The organism is Halomonas rhizosphaerae, assembly GCF_030010555.1.
Lineage (GTDB): Bacteria > Pseudomonadota > Gammaproteobacteria > Pseudomonadales > Halomonadaceae > Halomonas > Halomonas rhizosphaerae.
This window is the reverse complement of record NZ_JASCQP010000021.1, coordinates 191621-209014: the sequence shown is the minus strand read 5'-3', so window position 1 is coordinate 209014 and position 17394 is coordinate 191621. Positions and strand designations below refer to the sequence as shown.

Here is a 17394-nt window from a genome sequence, read left to right as displayed (position 1 = left end):
CGCGGTGTCTCGCCATCAGTTGCCGATGTAGCGGGCCTGCCAGGCATCCTGCAGGGCCGTCATCCAGCTGGGGTGCGGCTCGGGCAGGGTCTGCTGCAGGGCGCCAGCGGGCAGCATCGCCGGGTTGCTCTCGTCCAGGGTGAACAGGGCCCGGCTGTCGTCATCGAGGCGGGCCACGTCGAGCACGGTGCGATCCCCCCAGACGGCAAGGTCCTGCTTGTGTGCCTGGGCCTCGGGCGAGAGGAGGAAGTCGGCGACCACCATGGCGCCGGCCTTGTGGGGCGAGTTGAAGGGGATGGCCACGAAGTGCACGTTGCCCAGGGTGCCGTCCTGGGGCACATAGCTGCGCGTGCTGGGCGGCAGTTCGAAGTCGGCGACCGCCGCCGCCGGCTCCGAGGGGGTGAAGGTGAAGGCCATCGCCAGTTCACCGTCGCCCATCAGGCTGCGCATCTCGGGCCCGGTGGCAGGGAACTGTCGACCGCTGCGCCACAGGTGGGGGTGGAGCGCGTCCAGATACTCCCACAGCGGGGCAGTGATGGCCGCGAAGTCGCTCTCGTCGACCGGTGCGTAGAGCGCGTCGTCCTCGTCGGTCAGGGCGATCAGGGCCTGCTTCAGGAAGGTGCTGCCGGTGAAGTCGGGAATCCGCGGGTAGGTGAAGCGCCCGGGGTTGGCCTCGGCCCATTCCAGCAGGGCCTGGATATCCTGCGGGGGCGCCGCGACCTCGTCGCTGTCGTAGTAGAAGGTGATCTGTGCCCGGCCCCAGGGGGACTCGTACCCCTCGGTGGGCAGGGTGAAGTCGGTGACCACTTCGGGATTGTGCTCGGGGTGGGTGAGTGCGAAGTTCGGCAGCGCCTCGGCGAAGGGACCGAACAGCAGGTCGTTGGCCTTCATGGTGGCGAAGTTCTCGCCATTGATCCAGATCAGGTCGACATTGCCGTCGTCATGGTTGTCGGCCTGCTTTTCCGCCAGCACCCGGGAAACCGCCTCCGCGGTGTCGCCGACCTTGACGTGGGTGAGTTCGATATCGAACTGCTCCTCGACCCGCCCGGCGACCCAGTCGATATAGTCGTTGGTGCGCTGCTCACCGGCCCAGGCATACCAGTAGACCGTCTGGCCGCGCGCCTCGTCGAGCACGGCCTCCCAGTCCGACGGGTCGGGCGCGGCCGCGAGGCCCGTGGACGTGAGCAGCAGTGCCGGCAGAAGGGCGGCGAGCCGGGGGAAAGGAGCGCGCATCGCAGGGTTCCTCTTTTCTGGGGAGACAGCGTGAAGGGTCGGTCGAGAGGGCACGGGTCAATCGTCATCAGGGGCAGAGAGCAGGCGTGCCAGCACGCGACTCTCTTGCCGCACATGTTCGATCACGGCCCCGGAAAGGTAGTGGTCGACTCGGTCGCGGACGTGGGCGATCAGGGCATCGTCGCTCAGCTCGGCGGACCAGTCCTCGCCGCGGGCATGGGCGTCCCGGGAGCGAAGGTTACTGGCTCGCCACTTCGCGCACCAGGTCAGCGACCAGAGCCACATGGCCCGCCGGCTTGCCAGCAGCGTGGCGGCCTCTCCGTCGAAGCCCGTGGCGGCGATCCAGTGACGGTAGAAGGCGGCCACCTCGGCGGGGAGCAGTTCGGCGCGGCTCTGCAGGTCCCAGGTGGTGGAGGTGTAGAGGCTGGCGTGAGCCAGGTCGAAGCCCGCCAGGCCGTAGCGGCATTTCTCCAGGTCCACCAGCACCGCGCGTCCGGACTCGGTGACCAGGAAGTTGCCGGGATGGGCATCGAAACTGATCAGTCGGGGCTCGGCGCCAGGCCCGGGAGGCAGGCGTTCCGGCAGGGCGGCCAGCTCGGCCTCGATCAGCCCTCGGGCGTCGGCATCCAGTCCGGCCTGGTCGAGGAAGCGGGCCTGATCCCTGACCTCCTCGAGCATCGCCGCCCAGGGGTCGGCGGGTGACAGCAGTGGCGGGCGTGCCTCGGCATCGGGCACGTCCAGTACATGGAAGCTGGCCAGCGCCTCGGCGATGTCGGGAAGGTCATCCGGGAGCCTCGCCGGGCGACCGCGGATGGCACTGACCAGCAGCCCGCCACGGGGCAGCGCCGGGCCGGGTGGGAGGATGCCGTGAAGGGAGGGGGCATGGCCGCCCTGGCTGGCCCGGTCAAAGCAGGCCGCCTGGTAGTCGAGGTTGGCGGCGGGGTCGAGTCGCATCTGGCTCTGCTTGGGTAGTCGCGCCACCCAGTCGATCTGTTCCCGCTCGAGCCACACATGGTGATGGGCAAGACCCGTATCGGCCATCGGGTACATGGCCTGAATGTCCGCGTCATGACCGCCGTGGCGCAGGGCCACTGCCAGGGGATGGCAGAGGTCCGGTCGGGCCTGTGGCGAAGCGGGGCGAACAGCAATATCCGGCATGACGCTCCTCGGGTGATGTTGTGGCGGTCGGTGATGGATGGTCGTGCGGCGCAAGGTTTTCCTTACATACCGGGGGCGTCTTCCCCGGCAGCCCCCGATGGCCTGCTGCATGTCGGCAGGCTGTAAGCCTGGGGCATCGACATCGACATAGGGGAACCGTTGTGGGGTAACGGTGGAGCGAGGGCTCCGGATATCTCCTGGATGGACACAAGCGAAGGTGAACAATATGTCACAGCATGACGATAAACGCCGCAAGCTCCTGGGCCGTCTGAATCGGCAACTGGCCTACACGGCCCCGCTGCTCGCCCTGGCGGCGGGGGGTGCCGTCCTTCACGCCGCCGCAGGCGATGACGCGGCCGTTGCCGACGTTGCCTCGCCCTCCGATGCGTCCCTGATGCTGGCCAGCAACCATGCAGAGGGGGCCGCCGAGGCGCAGGGCGAAGCCGAGGGAGACGCCCAGGGCGAGGCAGAAGGCGAGGCCGAGGCAGAGGGTGAAGCGGAAGGAGAAGCGGAAGGAGAAGCCGAAGGTGAGGCGGAAGGAGAATCCGAGGGCGGCGCCAGCGCCGCAGTGGCCAGGCCCGAGGGGTATTCGCCGGCCTATAGCGAGACCGGCGACAATCCCCAGGAAATGCTGGCTCGCGGCGAGGAGCTCTATTACGACACCTCCCTGAGCAGCAACGGCCTTGCCTGCGCGAGCTGCCACGGCAGTGACGGTCAGGACATGGGCTACAACTCGACATTCGAGCAACCCTTCCCCCATCAGGTGGCGATGGCCGCCAACCAGTTCGGGATGTCGGAAGTGCACGCCGACGAGATGGTGCAGATCTGCATGGTGGCGCCGATGGCGGCCGAGCCTCTCGAGTGGGGCAGCGAGGAGCTGACGTCTCTGGCGGCTTACATGGTGGAGGTGCAGAAGCGCGTTGCCGGCGAACCCCATGACCTCTGAGCCCGGCTTGCGGCGCTGAACGCCCTCATCTCTGCACTCTGCCATCGTCCCCGGGTCCGCCAGCTGGCGGGCCCGACATCGGCTGACTGCGATGAAGCCACCTCAACCCCTTCGACTGGAGGCAGGCTGTTGTCGCCTCCGGGTCCACTGCCTACGCTGATATCGGTAAAGACTGAACCACTGCTCCCCGATGAGGTTCTCAGGGAAAGGCACTGGAGGGCGAGCACGAGATGACGAATCCAGATCGCAGGGGCATGGCCGGGCGCATCCTGATGCTGGTAAGCCTGCTGTGTCTGGCGCTCGGTGCGCTGCTGGCCTGGCAGGTGCAAGCGCAGCAGGGCGAGCGAATCGCTCTGGTGATGACGGTCGACGATGCCATCGGGCCGGCCATCAGCGACTATTTCCAGCGTGGCCTGGAACTCGCCGAGGAGCGCGATGCCGAGCTGGTCGTGGTGGAGATGGACACACCCGGCGGCCTCGATGCCTCGATGCGTTCGATGATCCGCGCCATGCTCACCTCCAGCGTGCCGGTGGCCATCTATGTCTCGCCGGCGGGTGCCCGGGCGGCCAGCGCCGGGACCTACCTGCTCTACGCCAGCCACGTGGCGGCCATGGCGCCGGCCACCCATCTCGGCTCGGCGACTCCGGTGCAGATCGGCGGCGGTGGCCTGCCTGGACTCGGCGATGACGATGACGGTGGAGAGGGCGACGCCCGGGCACAGGAGGCCGAGGATACCGACGAGCCGGCGACGGGAAACGAGGGGAACGCCGATGGCGAAGCGCCCGCCAGCGAAGGCGAGACCAGCGAAGAGGCCGGCGGCGACGACCGACGGCGTGGCGAGACGGCCATGGAGCGCAAGGTGCTGGAGGACGCGGTGGCCTATATCCGCTCGCTCGCCGAGCGCCACGGTCGCAATGCCGACTGGGCGGAGCAGGCCGTGCGCGAGGCGGTCAACCTTACCGACCGGGAGGCCCTGGAACAGAACGTCATCGACGTGGTGGCCACTGGCCTGGAAGATTTACTGACCCAGATCGACGGGCGCACGGTGGTGATGGAGGACGGCGAGCGTACCCTGGCGACCGCCGATCTTGCCGTCGAGCGCTTCGATCCGGACTGGCGGACCAAGCTGCTGGCCGTGATCACCAATCCCAATGTCGCCTACTTCCTGATGATCATCGGCTTCTACGGGCTGATCTTCGAGCTGTCCAATCCGGGCAGCCTGGTGCCGGGGACCATCGGCATCATCTCGCTGTTGCTGGCGCTGTTCGCCTTCCAGGTACTGCCGGTCAACTATGCCGGCCTGGCGCTGATCCTGGTGGGGCTGGGGCTGATCGTGGGCGAGGCATTGATGCCCAGTTTCGGCATTCTCGGGATAGGCGGCATCGTCGCCTTCGTGATCGGATCGGTGATGCTGATGGACGCGGACAACCTGAACATCTCGCTGCCGATGATCGGCGGCATCGCCCTGCTGGCGGCGGGTCTGATGCTGTGGGTGATGACCCGCTTCATCGGGCTGCGCCGTCGCGTGCCCCGGACCGGTCAGGAAGAGCTCGTCGGCAGCGAGGCCAAGGCACTCGAGGATTTCGCGGGACAAGGCCATGTGCGGCTGATGGGGGAGCGCTGGAATGCCCGCAGTACGCAGCCGCTGACCCGGGGTCAGGCGGTACGCGTGACGGCGGTCGACGGCCTGACCCTGGAGGTGGAGCCGCTCGACGCCTCGTCATGAGACGCTGGCAAGATCTCCGGCGCCAGCCGTCGCCGGACACATCGAAGGAGAGCAAGCCATGTGGATTTCCTATCTCGTTCCGGTCGTCCTGCTGCTCATGCTGCTGGCAGCGTCGATCCGTATCCTGCCCGAATACAAGCGCGGGGTGGTGTTCTTCCTCGGCCGCTTCCAGGCGGTAAAGGGGCCGGGCCTGTTGATCATCATTCCCGGCATCCAGAAGATGGAGGTGGTCGACCTGCGGGTGATCACCATGGACGTGCCCGAGCAGGACGTCATCTCCCAGGACAACGTCACCGTCAAGGTCAATGCGGTGCTCTACTTCCGGGTGGTGGACCCGGAGAAGGCGATCATCCAGGTGGAGAACTTCGTCAATGCCACCAGCCAGCTGGCCCAGACCACGCTGCGCTCGGTGCTCGGCAAGCATGACCTCGACGAGATGCTCTCCGAGCGCGACAAGCTCAACGACGACATCCAGGAGATCATCGACAGTTCCGCCGAGAGCTGGGGCATCAAGGTGGCCAACGTGGAGATCAAGCACGTCGACCTCGACGAGAGCATGATCCGCGCCATCGCGCGCCAGGCCGAGGCCGAGCGCGAGCGACGCGCCAAGGTGATCCACGCGGAGGGTGAGCTGCAGGCCTCCAAGAAGCTTGTTGAGGCGGCCAACGTGATGTCAGAGAACTCCGCCGCGCTGCAGTTGCGCTACCTGCAGACCATGAGCGACATGAGCAACAAGAACGCCTCGACTATCGTGGTGCCGCTGCCTATCGATCTGGTGGAAGCCTTCCGGCAGATGAAGGCCTCACCCGCGGCCAGGGCCCGTACTGGCGGAGCCACGCCGGACGATACCGACGCCTCCTGATCACGCCCTGCCTCGGCCTGGCGGTCGTGGCATCCCTTGGCGACCGCGCGCCGGAATGCACCGCAGCATATGTTCTGCTAGAATCCAGCGCTCTTGTCGTACGCACCCGTTGGACTTTCGTCTGATGGTGCATCCTTGATAAAGAGCAAGGGAACCCGCAGAACATGATGACTCCCCTGGCAGGGCTGGCCACGCCGCCCTAGCGCACCCCTTCCTACCTCCCGGCGATCCCACCGTCATCGGTGCGTCATCGCTCGACATCACGCTGATGTCCCGGGCGCCCCTGTGCGCCACTTTGCTTGCGATTTCCGCCTTCTCCTGAGTCCGCCATCGGCAACAGCGCCCGACTAGGGTGCCGGGGAGGGCATGTAAACGACAGGAGCTCGACGCCTCACGGCTCTCCACACCCCCTGACTGGACCGCAGCATGTACGAAAAAATGAAACTGAGTTGGTTCTCCAACCTCAAGGGCGACACCTTGGCGGGTATCGTCGTGGCCCTGGCGCTGATCCCCGAGGCCATCGCCTTCTCCATCATCGCCGGCGTCGACCCCAAGGTGGGCCTCTACGCCTCCTTCGCGATCTGCGTGATCATCGCCTTCACCGGCGGGCGCTCCGGCATGATCTCCGCGGCCACCGGCGCCATGGCGCTGCTGATGATCACCCTGGTCAAGGAGCATGGCCTGGAGTATCTGCTGGCCGCCACCCTGCTCACCGGTGTGCTGCAGATCATCGCGGGGTATCTCAGGCTCGCCGACCTCATGCGCTTCGTCTCGCGCTCGGTGGTCACCGGCTTCGTCAACGCCCTGGCGATCCTGATCTTCATGGCCCAGTTGCCGGAACTGACCGGCGTGACCTGGCACGTCTACGCCATGACCCTGGCCGGCCTGGCGATCATCTACGGCTTCCCCTATGTGCCGGTGATCGGCAAGGCCATTCCCTCGCCGCTGGTGTGCATCGTGGTGCTCACCGCCGTCTACCTGCTGACCGGCATGGAGATCCGTAGCGTGGGCGACATGGGCGAGCTGCCCGACAGCCTGCCGGTCTTCCTGTGGCCCGAGGTACCGCTCAACCTCGAGACGCTGATGATCATCCTGCCCTACTCGCTGATGCTGACCGTGGTCGGCCTGCTGGAGTCGATGATGACCGCCACCATCATCGATGACCTGACCGATACCCGGAGCGACAAGAACCGCGAGTGCAAGGGCCAGGGCATCGCCAACATCGGCGCCGGGCTGCTTGGTGGCATGGCGGGCTGCGCGATGATTGGTCAGTCGGTGATCAACATCAAGTCCGGCGGTCGCCGTCGCATGTCGACCCTGATCGCCGGTGTGGCGCTGCTGCTGATGGTGGTGTTCCTGGCCGACTGGGTTTCCCAGATCCCCATGGCGGCCCTGGTGGCGGTGATGATCATGGTCTCCATCGGCACCTTCAGCTGGAGCTCCATCAAGGACCTCAAGAAGCACCCGATGAGCACCAACATGGTGATGGTGGCCACCGTGGTGGTGACCGTGGGTACCCACAACCTGGCCATCGGCGTCTTCGTCGGCGTGCTGCTCGCCGCCATGAACTTCGCCAACAAGGTGGGCAACATCCTCTACATCGGCAGCGAGGAAACCGACGAGGGCACCGCGCGGGTCTACAAGGTGGTGGGCCAGGTGTTCTTTGCTTCCTCCGAGCGCTTCGGCAATGCCTTCGACTTCAAGGAGACGGTGGAGAAGGTCACCATCGACCTGTCACGCGCCCACTTCTGGGACATCACCGCCGTCCAGGCGCTGGACCGCATCGTGATCAAGTTCCGCCGCGAGGGCACCGAGGTGGAAATGATCGGCCTCAACGAGGCAAGCGCCACCATCGTCGACCGCTACGCGGTGCATGACGACCCCGAGGCCGTCGAGAAGCTGATGGGCGGCCATTGACCCGCCGGACGGATGATGTAGAACGTGAAGAGATGACCATACACGCCAGCTTCAGGACAAGACGATGACAGAACAGGTGATGGCCGCCATCGACGGCTCGAAGTTCTCGGAAGGAGTGTGCGACTACGCCGCCTGGGCCAGCCTGGCGCTGGGTGCCCCGCTGACCTTCCTGCACGTGGTGGACAACCACCCCCAGACCGCGGAGGCGGACCTTTCCGGCAATATCGGGCTCGGGGCCCGGGAGCACCTGCTCGAGGAGCTCTCCCACCTGGACGAGCAGCGGGCCAAGGTGGCTCAGGAGCAGGGCCGGCTGATGCTCAAGGCGGCCCGTGAGCGGGCCATCGAGGATGGCGTGGCCGAGCCCGCCGGCCGGCAGCGCAACGGCACTCTGGTCGAGACCCTGGAGGAGTTGCAGGACGAGATCCGCCTGCTGGTGATGGGCAAGCGGGGCGAAGGAGCGCATCAGGCCAGCGACCATCTGGGCTCCAATCTGGAGCGGGTAGTGCGCACCCTGCACCGGCCGATCCTGATGGTGCCCGATGCCTTCATGACGCCCGAGAAGGTCATGCTCGCCTTCGACGGCAGCAAGACCACCCGCAAGGGGGTGGAGATGCTGGCCAAGAGCCCGCTGTTCGACGGTATCCCGGTGCACGTGGTGATCGTCGGTGCCGAGACCGGTGACAACCGCTCCCAGCTCGACTGGGCGCTGAAGATGCTGCGTGATGCAGGTCACGAGGCCGAGGGCGCCATCCGCGCCGGGGAGGTGGAGGCCACCCTTCACGGCTACCAGGAGGAGCAGGGCATCGACCTGCTGGTGATGGGGGCCTACGGCCACTCTCGCATCCGCCACCTGCTGGTGGGCAGCACCACCACCTCCATGCTGCGCAAGGCCAAGGGCCCGGTGCTGCTGCTGCGCTGATCGCCTTCGCCTGCGGGAAACGACGCCGGCCCCCGGGCCGGCGTCGTCGCGTCAGGCCCCCCGGGCCTCGGGGCTCGCCAGCACGCCCTGGGCTAGCGCCCAGCCGATGACCAGCAACGCCAGCATGCCGACCAGGACCAGGGAGAAGGAGGCGCCCAGGTCCAGCGCCATGCCCAGCAGCGCCGGGGCGATGCCGGTGGAAAAGACCATGGCGGCGCTCAGGGTGGCGCGCACCGTGCCCAGGTGCTCGGCGCCCCACAGGCGCACCAGCAGGCTGGTGGCGATGGACTCCTGGGCCCCCATGGCGAGCCCCCCGCCTACCATCAACGCCCAGACGCCGGTATGGCCGCCGACGCTGATGGCCACGATCAGGGCCAGGCCGAAGGGCAGCAGGTAGAGCCTGGCCAGGCGTACCGGCCCCAGTCGGTCGACCCAGCGCCCACCCAGCAGGGCGCCGGGCAGCTTGGCCAGTCCCATGTTGGTCAGGGCCAGGGCATAGACGCCCAGCGTACTGCCCAGGTCCTCGGTCATGCGTGCCTGGTAGATGAAGAGCCCGGTCATCGTCACCGGCAGGATCATCAGCAGCGGCAGCAGCTGCCAGAACCGCCGCTCGCGAAAGGGGCGTGGACCGTCCTGGCGCCGGGTCCGGTCGGGTCGCCTGCCCGGGGCCTTCGGCCAGGGGCCGCGCAGCAGCAGCGGCACCCAGAGGACCGCCAGCACCAGCACGAACAGCCACCACAGCTGCCGCCAGCCCAGCCAGACCAGCAGGGCCGCCATCAGCGGTGGCAACAGTGTCTCGCCCAGCATGATGCCCATGCCGACCAGGCCCAGGGCGCGGCCGCGCAGGCTGACGAACTCGCGGCCGGCGAGGGTGTTGCCCAGGTGGGTCATCATCCCCTGGCCGCACAGGCGCACCAGGCCCAGCCCCAGTAGCCCGGTGATCCACCAGGGCGAGAGGGTGAGCAGCGCCACTCCGCCGAACAGGGTGCCGAGCACCACCAGCGCGAAGCGCCGCGGCGCCACCCAGTCGATGACCGGGCCGAAGCGCAGCATGGCGAAGCCGGCCATCAGGGTGACCAGGGCATAGGCGGTGCCGAACTGGCCGGCGGTGAGGCCCAGCCGCTCGGAGATCGGCGCCTGGAAGAGGCCGATGAAGAAGCTCTGGCCCAGGCTCGAGGAGAACATCGCCAGGAAGGCGATGCCCAGCAGCCCGCGATGATCCCGCAGCAGGGTGCGGTAACCCATGGTGACCTCCGGTGTGTCGTGACAGGCCTGACGGACGTGCGGCCGCAGGGCCGCAGTGGCAAGATGGAACCCCCGAGGCCGAGCGGCCGAAAGCGTCCTAGGGTAACAGCTGAACGCTGACGCATGGCGTCGTGCCAGCTGATCCGACGTTCCCGGAAGAGGAGGCGGTGATGAATCATCCTGAGCTGGATATGGACGCCGTGGTGAGGCGGTTGCATGCGCTGCGCGCCGAGTTGCTCGAGCAGAGCGATGCCAGCCGCGAATCCCGCGACACCGTGATGCTGGACCAGACCTCGGTGGGGCGACTGTCGCGGATGGATGCCATGCAGGGGCAGGCCATGGCCAAGGCCGAGGAGCAGCGTCGCCAGCTGGCCCTGCGTCGCATCACGGGGGCTCTCTCGCGCATCGAGAAGGGCGAGTTTGGCGAGTGCATCGAGTGCGGTGAATGGATCGGCGCCAGGCGCCTGGAAGGCGATCCCCTGGTGCTGAAGTGCATCGATTGCGCCGCGTGACGCCCGCGCGTGACGCGGCGGTAACCTGACCAACGGAGAGCGACCACGATGAGCATCGAGCGACACGACACCAAGGCACGCATGAGCCGCGCGGTGATCCACAATGGCATGGCCTGGCTATGTGGCCAGGTCGCGGGCCCCGAGGCTCGTCACGGCGACATCACCGAGCAGACCGAGAGCATGCTGAAGCGCCTCGATGGCCTGCTCGCCGAGATCGGTTCCGACCGCGAGCAGCTGCTCTCGGCGACCATCTACCTCAAGGACAGCCATGACTTTGCCGCCATGAACGCCGTCTGGGATGCCTGGGTGCCGACCGGTCATGCCCCGGCCCGCACCTGCGTCTGCGCGCCCATGCCCGCCGACGAGCTGAAGGTGGAGATCACCGTCAATGCACTGGTGCCGGGCCGCTAGCCGGAGCGGAGGCTAGCGCTGACAGGGGTCGTCGATGATGGCGGTCTCCCTTGGGCGCAGCCGTCGCGAGAGGGCGTCCACGGCGATGTTGAGTGCCGCGGTGATCAGCAGCAGGAAGAAGGCCACGTCGAACAGCAGGTACTCGAAGTTCGCGTCGATGTAGTAGCCCAGTGTGGCTACCCCCAGCATCCCCAGGATGGCCGTCTCGCGCAGGATCACCTCGGCGCGGTAGTAGAGCAGCGCCAGCATGCCCGGATAGAGCCGCGGCAGCAGTTCGTAGGCTAGCCGGCCCGAGGCGTTCACCCCCGGCATGCCCGGGGTGATGGCATCGGCATGGCGCGCGACCAGGAAGGCGATCAGCGCGCCGTTGTGCAGCGCCAGCGCCAGCCAGGCGGGCAGCAGCGACGGCCCCAGCAGCAGCAGGAAAAAGAAGGCCAGCATCAGCTCGGGCGTCGAGCGCAGGAAGATCAACAGGCCCCGCCCGGCCAGCCGGGTCGCCGGGTTGCCGAAGTGGCGGCAGGCCAGCGGCCAGAGTGCCAGGGCGACCAGCAGCGCGCCCACGCTGCCCAGCAGGCCGAGCAACAGGGTGTTGCCGATGGCCGGGCCCAGGTCGGGGATGCGGGCCAGCCACGCGATGAGGCCCCGCCAGTCGCCCTCGAGCAGCGCCGGGGGCCAGATGTCCTGGCTGACGAAGCGCCACAAGAGGCCGCCCTCGAGCGCCGGCCAGGGGCCCAGCAGCAAGGCCCCGCCAAGGGCCAGCAGCGGCATCAGCCGCCGGTGGCCCCACCAGGGCAGGCTGGCGATCAGCAGGTAGAAGAGCCACAGCAGGGCCCCGGCCTCGTGGTAGCGCCCCTCGCGGAAGGCAGTCTCGAGCTGGAAGCCCAGGGTCGGCAGGCCGACGAAGCCCAGCAGCACGCTGGCGCGCAGCGCGCACTCGAAGCGATAGCGGGTGTAGGCGGCGAGCCGGGTCCAGGCCAGCGGCAGTTCGGCATAGACGAAGCGCGACAGCCGGGCCACTCCCGAGGGCAGGGCATCACGCGGGGCGCCCGGTATCTGCTCGAGGGTCTCGGCATAGACCTTGGCGAAGATGCCGGCATAGGGGATCGCCAGGGCCATCAGGGCCGTGGCGGCCGAGAGGCCGAACACCTGCAGGAAGAGCAGTGCCCAGAACAGCTCGTGGATCGCCCGCACGAAGGCGCAGCCGGCGCGGACCAGCCGCGAGCGGGCGAACAGCAGCGCCAGGGGGAAGCCCAGCACCATCCCGCCCAGCGTTCCCCACAGGGCCACGGCGACCGTCAGGCCCAGCGCCTCCAGCGGTGATTCCAGTGCCCCCCAGGCGGGCCAGGCCAGCCCCCGGGCCATGCGCGCCAGCTCTGCCCAGGGGTCGCGGGTCAGGATCGAGAGGTCGGCGAAGGGCACCAGCACCACCGCCAGTGCCACCAGGGTCAGGCTGTGGCGGGCCAGGCGCACGCCGCCGCTCTGCCCGGCCAGCCAGCCCGGTCGGGGCTCCCGCGTGCGACGGTCGGCCAGGGTCATGGCCGGTCTCGGTCGGCGGCCTCGCGGGGCAGGCCATCGGCATCGGGGTAGAGGCCGTCCAGGTCGGCCAGGCTGAGCTCGCGGGCGGGGGCGTCGATCACCAGCCGGCCGTCACGCAGGCCCCACACCCGGTCGAAGTGGCTGAGGGCAAGCTCCCGCTGGTGGAGGGCGATCACCGCAGTGGCGTGGCGCGCCTCGATCAGCGCCAGCAGGCGCAGCGCCTGGTGGGGGTCGACGCTGGCCACCGGCTCGTCGCCGAGGAACAGCGCCCGCTGCTGGTAGAGGGCCCGGGCGATGGCGACGCGCTGGCGCTGGCCGCCGGAGAGCTGCCCGACCGGGCGGCGCATCAGCCCGGCCAGGCCCAGGGCATCGCAGAGCTCGGCGACCTGGCGCCAGGGCCCGGCCAGCGGGCGCACCAGGTTCCACAGGTTGGCCAGCGCCGAGTGCTCGGCCAGCCGCCCCATGTAGATGTTGTGATAGACCGCAAGCTGAGGCACCAGGCCATGCTGCTGGGGACACCAGGCGGCGGTGTCGCCCAGCTGCCGGCGCAGGGCGCCGAGCAGGGTGGACTTGCCGGCCCCGCTGGGACCGAGCAGGGCGACCCGCTCGCCGCGGCGCAGGCCGAGGTGCAGTCCCGGCAGCACCACCCGGTCGCCATGGCCCAGGTCGACGCCGGTCAGCGAGAGCAGCAGGTCGCGCGGCTCGCCCATCAGCGCAGCAGGCCGAGCTCTTCCGCGACGTCCTCGATGGGGGCGTAGAGGGCGTTGTCGGCGGGGATGAAGCCCTCGCGGGGGAAGCTCGCCAGCAGCTCGGGGTCGTCCATCTCCAGCAGGGCCGCGCGGACCTGCTCGGTGAAGCCCTTGCCGAACCGCGCATCGACATCGCCGCGCAGGGTCCAGTTGTAGTCCGGGTAGGGCGGGGTGGCCCAGATCACCGCGACCTTGTCGGTATCCACCCGACCGTCCTCCACCGCGGCCTCCCAGACGCTGAAGTTGACCGCCCCCAGGTCCCAGGTGCCGGCTTCCACCAGGGCGATGGTGCGCGAGTGGTCACCGGAGTAGCCGACCCGCGAGAACAGCTCGTCCGGCGCCTCGCCGAAGCGCTGGCGCAGGAAGTGCTCCGGCATCAGGCGCCCCGAGGTGGAGGTGCGCGAGCCGAAGGTCAGGCTCATGCCCTCGAGGGTGTCGGGCACCTCGTCGGCCCGCTCAAGGCCTGTCGAGCGGTGGGCGATGAGGTAGCTCCTGAACTCGGCATCCTCGCTGCCCTGGGCCAGGGCGATGGAGCCCGGAACCAGGCGGCGCGCCTGGACGCCGGAGAGGCCGCCGAACCAGGCAAGCTGGACCTGGTCGTTGCGGAAGGCGGTGACCGTGGCGCCATAGGACTTGACCGGGACGTACTCCACCTCCACGTCGAGGCGCCCCTCCAGGTAGTCGGCAACCTTGGAGAAGCGCTCGACCAGCCGCGACTGGTCCTCGTCGGGAATGGCAGTAAAGCGGAAGGTGTCGGCGGCGACGCCCTGGGCGAACAGGGCCAGGGCAACGGTGGAAGTGGCGAGCCAGCGCATCTCGGTCTCCGGAGTGGACGATAGGCTGGCCATTGTTGTGGCTCGGCGCCGGCCTGGCAAGTCGGGTGGCGCCTCAGGGCTGGTCGTCGCGCCCGCCGGCGGGGTAGCGTGTCGCCTTAAGGCTGTCCTTGATCTTCTTGAGGTGGGGCAGGAAGTCCTCGCCGCGGCGCAGGGTCACCCCGGTGGCCAGGACATCGATCAGCGCCAGCTGGATCATCCGCGAGGTCATGGGCATGTAGTAGTCGGTGTCCTCCGGGGTGGCCACCTCAAGGGTCTCGGTGCACTCGGCGGCCAGCGGCGAATCCGGTGCGGTGATGCCGAGCACCACGGCGCCGTTCTCCCGCGCGAGTCGCGCGATGTCCACCAGATCCCGGGTGCGTCCGGTCCAGGAGAGCACCACCACTACATCGCCGGTGTGGCAGGCGGCCGCCACCATGCGCTGCATCAGCACGTCCACATAGGCGGTGACCGGCAGGTTGAAGCGGAAGAACTTGTGCTGGGCATCCTGGGCCACCGCACCGGAGGCCCCCAGGCCGAAGAAGTGCAGCTGCCTGGCCTGGATCAGGTAGTCGACGACGCGCTCGATGCGCTCCGGGGTCACCTCGCGGCGGGCCAGGTCCAGGGCGGCGATGGTGGCCCCGAAGATCTTGTTGGTGTATTCGGCGGCGGAGTCGCCGGGTTCCACCGCCTGGCTGACGTAGGGGGTGCCGCCGGCCAGGCTCTGGGCCAGCTTGATCTTGAAGTCCGGGTAGCCCTTGGCGGCAAAGCTGCGACAGAAGCGGTTGACCGTGGGTTCGCTGACCGAGGCCAGCTGGGCCAGGGTGGCGATGCTCATGCTGGTGGCCGATGTCGGGTCGGCCAGGATGACGTCGGCCACCTTGCGTTCGGATCGATTGAGCTCGTCGAGCTGCCGTCGGATGCGGTCGAGCAGATCGTGTCGGACCATGAGCAGTGAAGTCTCCCTGACGACGGGGCGCCATCGGCGGCGCGGGGGTGAAACATGGGTGATGTGGTGATTTAACTACATTATGCTGGCTATGCAGAGCCGCGCGCAAAGGTCCTTCAGGGCAGGCCCGGTAAGGGCGCTGTGTTTGTTGTAAACTTACATAAATTGTTTGCAAGGCTTGCCCTTCGTGCGCTATTTTTAGGTAAGTTAACCAGATGGGGCGGACATGAAACAACGCAATCGAGCCGGCGAGGCCAAGCCCACCGACGCCGGCAGCACGGAAATCGACCTGGCACTGTTCGGTGCCCTGGGCGACCTGGCCCAGCGCAAGCTCTATCCGGCGCTCTACCAGCTCGACCGCGAGGGCCTGCTGGACGCCAATACTCGCCTGCTGGGATTGGCGCGCCAGGAGCTCGACCGCGAGGCCTTCCAGGCCAGGGTCGAGATGTCGCTCAAGACCCACGTCAAGGCCGAGGAGCTCGATCGGGCCGTGCTCAAGCGTTTCCTGGCCCGCCTGGACTACTTGCAGCTCGACTTCACCAGGCCCGAGGGCTATGGCGCCATTCGCGAGTGGCGCCAGCAGGGCCTGCTGCGTCCCATGGTGGTCTACCTCTCGGTGGGTGCCAAGATCTACGGCGATATCTGCCGTCACCTGGAGGCCAGCGGCAGCCTCGACGAACAGAGCCGGGTGGTGGTCGAGAAGCCCATCGGCTTCGACCTCGACTCCTCCGCCGAGATCAATGATGCCATCGGCGCGGTCTTCCCCGAGTCCCGGGTCTATCGCATCGATCACTATCTGGGCAAGGAAACGGTACAGAACCTCATTGCGCTGCGCTTCGCCAACCCGCTGTTCGGCACCCAGTGGAACCAGAACCACATCTCCCACGTGGAGATCACCGTGGCCGAGAAGGTCGGCATCGAAGGGCGCTGGGGCTACTTCGACGAGGCCGGCCAGCTGCGCGACATGGTGCAGAACCACCTGCTGCAGCTGGTCTGCCTGATCGCCATGGACCCGCCGGCCAACCTGGATGCCGATGCCATCCGCGACGAGAAGGTCAAGGTGCTCAAGGCACTCAGGCCCTTCACCGATGACATGCTGGGTCGCGACGTGGTGCGTGGCCAGTACATGGCCGGCACCACGGATGGCCAGGCCGTGCCGGGCTACCTGGAGGAGGAGGGGGCCAACACCGAGAGCCACACCGAGACCTTCGTGGCCATGAAGACCGGCGTGGCCAACTGGCGCTGGGCCGGGGTGCCCTTCTACCTGCGCACCGGCAAGCGGATGCCGGAGAAGCTCTCCCAGATCATCATCCATTTCCGGCAGCAGCCACACTACATCTTCGACCCCGACCAGCGGGGGCTCGCCGCCAACAAGCTGGTGATCCGCCTGCAGCCGGAGGAGGGCATCGCCCTGGAGGTGCTGACCAAGGACAGCGGCCTGGACAAGGGCATGCGCCTGCGCCGCGGCCCGCTGCATCTGGACTTCAACAGCGCCTTCCCCAAGACCCGTATCCCGGACGCCTACGAGCGACTGCTGCTCGAGGTCATGAAGGGGCAGCAGTACCTCTTCGTGCGCCGCGACGAGGTCGAGCACGCCTGGCAGTGGTGCGACAGCCTGGTCGCCGCCTGGGACGACCGCGACGAGCCGCCCCGGCGCTATCCGGCCGGTTCCTGGGGGCCCGTGGCCTCCATCGCCATGATCACCCAGGACGGCCGCAGCTGGTACGAGGACTACTGAGATGACCGACACGACACCCCTGCCCCGTGAACAGCTCTCCCGGCAGCTGGCCGAGGCCGTGGCCGAGGCCCTGCGGGTCGACCTGGCCCATCAGGACAACGCCCTGCTGGTGGTCTCGGGGGGCTCGACGCCGGTACCCTTCTTCGCGGCACTCGCGTCCTGCGAGCTGCCCTGGGAGCGCGTCCAGGTGACCCTCGCCGACGAGCGCTGGGTGGCCGAGGACGCCGAGGACAGCAATGCCCGCCTGGTGCGTGCCCACCTGCTGCAGGGACCGGCCGCCGCCGCTACCTTCGTGCCGCTGACCACCGCCGATGCCACTCCCGAGCAGGGCGCGGCCGCCGTGGCCGAGCGCCTCGCCGGGCTGGCCTGGCCGGCCAGCGTGGTGATCCTGGGCATGGGCGGAGACGGCCACACCGCCTCGCTGTTCCCCGACAGCCAGGAGCTGTCCCTGGCGCTGGCCACCGACGCCCCGGCGGTGGCGGTACGCACGCCGAGCCAGCCCCAGCCGCGCATCACCCTGAGCGCCGACCGCCTCCACCAGGCCCGCCGCCACGTGCTGCACATCACCGGTGGCAACAAGCGCGCCGTGCTGGCCAGGGCGCTGTCCGGCGATGACGTCCGCGAACTGCCGATCCGCGCCTTCCTGGCCTGTCCGCTGGCCACCTACTGGGCCCCTTGAG

At 68.1% G+C, this 17394-nt stretch carries 16 protein-coding genes; 9 read left to right on the top strand and 7 right to left on the bottom strand.

The features are described from left to right. Positions 1-15 precede the first annotated feature (15 nt). Positions 16-1233, bottom strand: a complete 1218-nt coding sequence (locus QLQ83_RS07725) for an ABC transporter substrate-binding protein (RefSeq protein ID WP_282734932.1) — start codon at positions 1231-1233, stop codon at positions 16-18. Between the two features lie 57 nt (positions 1234-1290). Further along, positions 1291-2391: a phosphotransferase gene (locus QLQ83_RS07720; RefSeq protein WP_282734931.1), complete on the bottom strand. Its 1101-nt coding sequence runs from the start codon at positions 2389-2391 to the stop codon at positions 1291-1293. Positions 2392-2617: 226 nt separating this feature from the next. Between QLQ83_RS07720 and QLQ83_RS07715 the strand changes: the two genes are divergently transcribed. From QLQ83_RS07715 to QLQ83_RS07695, 5 genes are all read left to right on the top strand, one after another. Further along, on the top strand, positions 2618-3337 hold the full coding sequence (locus QLQ83_RS07715) for a hypothetical protein (RefSeq protein WP_282734930.1): 720 nt from the start codon (positions 2618-2620) through the stop codon (positions 3335-3337). A gap of 230 nt (positions 3338-3567) precedes the next feature. After that, a complete protein-coding gene (locus QLQ83_RS07710; RefSeq protein ID WP_282734929.1) occupies positions 3568-5064 on the top strand; it encodes an NfeD family protein in 1497 nt (498 codons plus the stop codon). Positions 5065-5122: 58 nt separating this feature from the next. Further along, the gene (locus tag QLQ83_RS07705) at positions 5123-5926 is read left to right on the top strand and encodes a slipin family protein (protein WP_282734928.1); all 804 of its coding nucleotides are present in this window, start codon (positions 5123-5125) and stop codon (positions 5924-5926) included. Positions 5927-6352: 426 nt separating this feature from the next. Continuing rightward, a complete protein-coding gene (locus QLQ83_RS07700) occupies positions 6353-7843 on the top strand; it encodes a SulP family inorganic anion transporter (RefSeq protein WP_282734927.1) in 1491 nt (496 codons plus the stop codon). Positions 7844-7907: 64 nt separating this feature from the next. Continuing rightward, complete coding sequence (locus QLQ83_RS07695; RefSeq protein WP_282734926.1) at positions 7908-8762, top strand: universal stress protein; 855 nt, start codon at positions 7908-7910, stop codon at positions 8760-8762. A 51-nt stretch (positions 8763-8813) separates the two neighbouring features. On the opposite strand, the gene QLQ83_RS07690 is transcribed toward QLQ83_RS07695, so the two are convergent. Next, positions 8814-10007 (bottom strand): MFS transporter, encoded by a 1194-nt coding sequence (locus tag QLQ83_RS07690; RefSeq protein ID WP_282734925.1) that lies wholly within the window; start codon positions 10005-10007, stop codon positions 8814-8816. Positions 10008-10177: 170 nt separating this feature from the next. Here QLQ83_RS07690 and QLQ83_RS07685 point away from each other — a divergent pair, with 170 nt between their 5' ends. Beyond that, complete coding sequence (locus QLQ83_RS07685; RefSeq protein WP_282734924.1) at positions 10178-10519, top strand: TraR/DksA family transcriptional regulator; 342 nt, start codon at positions 10178-10180, stop codon at positions 10517-10519. A gap of 48 nt (positions 10520-10567) precedes the next feature. Then, positions 10568-10930 (top strand): RidA family protein, encoded by a 363-nt coding sequence (locus QLQ83_RS07680; RefSeq protein WP_282734923.1) that lies wholly within the window; start codon positions 10568-10570, stop codon positions 10928-10930. A 12-nt stretch (positions 10931-10942) separates the two neighbouring features. Here the strand turns inward: QLQ83_RS07680 and QLQ83_RS07675 are convergent, their stop codons facing one another. The 4 genes from QLQ83_RS07675 to QLQ83_RS07660 form a co-directional block, all read right to left on the bottom strand. Next, positions 10943-12466, bottom strand: a complete 1524-nt coding sequence (locus QLQ83_RS07675; RefSeq protein WP_282734922.1) for an ABC transporter permease — start codon at positions 12464-12466, stop codon at positions 10943-10945. Further along, the gene (locus QLQ83_RS07670; protein WP_282734921.1) at positions 12463-13176 is read right to left on the bottom strand and encodes an ATP-binding cassette domain-containing protein; all 714 of its coding nucleotides are present in this window, start codon (positions 13174-13176) and stop codon (positions 12463-12465) included. The genes QLQ83_RS07675 and QLQ83_RS07670 overlap by 4 nt, the downstream gene beginning before the upstream one ends. After that, positions 13176-14030 carry a putative selenate ABC transporter substrate-binding protein gene (locus tag QLQ83_RS07665; protein ID WP_282734920.1) on the bottom strand — a complete coding sequence of 285 codons (855 nt, stop codon included), beginning with the start codon at positions 14028-14030 and terminating at the stop codon, positions 13176-13178. The genes QLQ83_RS07670 and QLQ83_RS07665 overlap by 1 nt, the downstream gene beginning before the upstream one ends. 73 nt (positions 14031-14103) lie before the next feature. Beyond that, positions 14104-14976, bottom strand: coding sequence for a MurR/RpiR family transcriptional regulator (locus QLQ83_RS07660; protein WP_282734919.1), 873 nt, complete (start codon positions 14974-14976; stop codon positions 14104-14106). A 226-nt stretch (positions 14977-15202) separates the two neighbouring features. On the opposite strand from QLQ83_RS07660, the gene zwf reads away from it, so the two are divergent. Beyond that, positions 15203-16714, top strand: coding sequence for a glucose-6-phosphate dehydrogenase (zwf, locus tag QLQ83_RS07655; RefSeq protein WP_282734918.1), 1512 nt, complete (start codon positions 15203-15205; stop codon positions 16712-16714). Between the two features lies 1 nt (position 16715). Beyond that, positions 16716-17393 (top strand): 6-phosphogluconolactonase, encoded by a 678-nt coding sequence (gene pgl, locus QLQ83_RS07650; protein WP_282734917.1) that lies wholly within the window; start codon positions 16716-16718, stop codon positions 17391-17393. Position 17394: the final 1 nt, after the last annotated feature.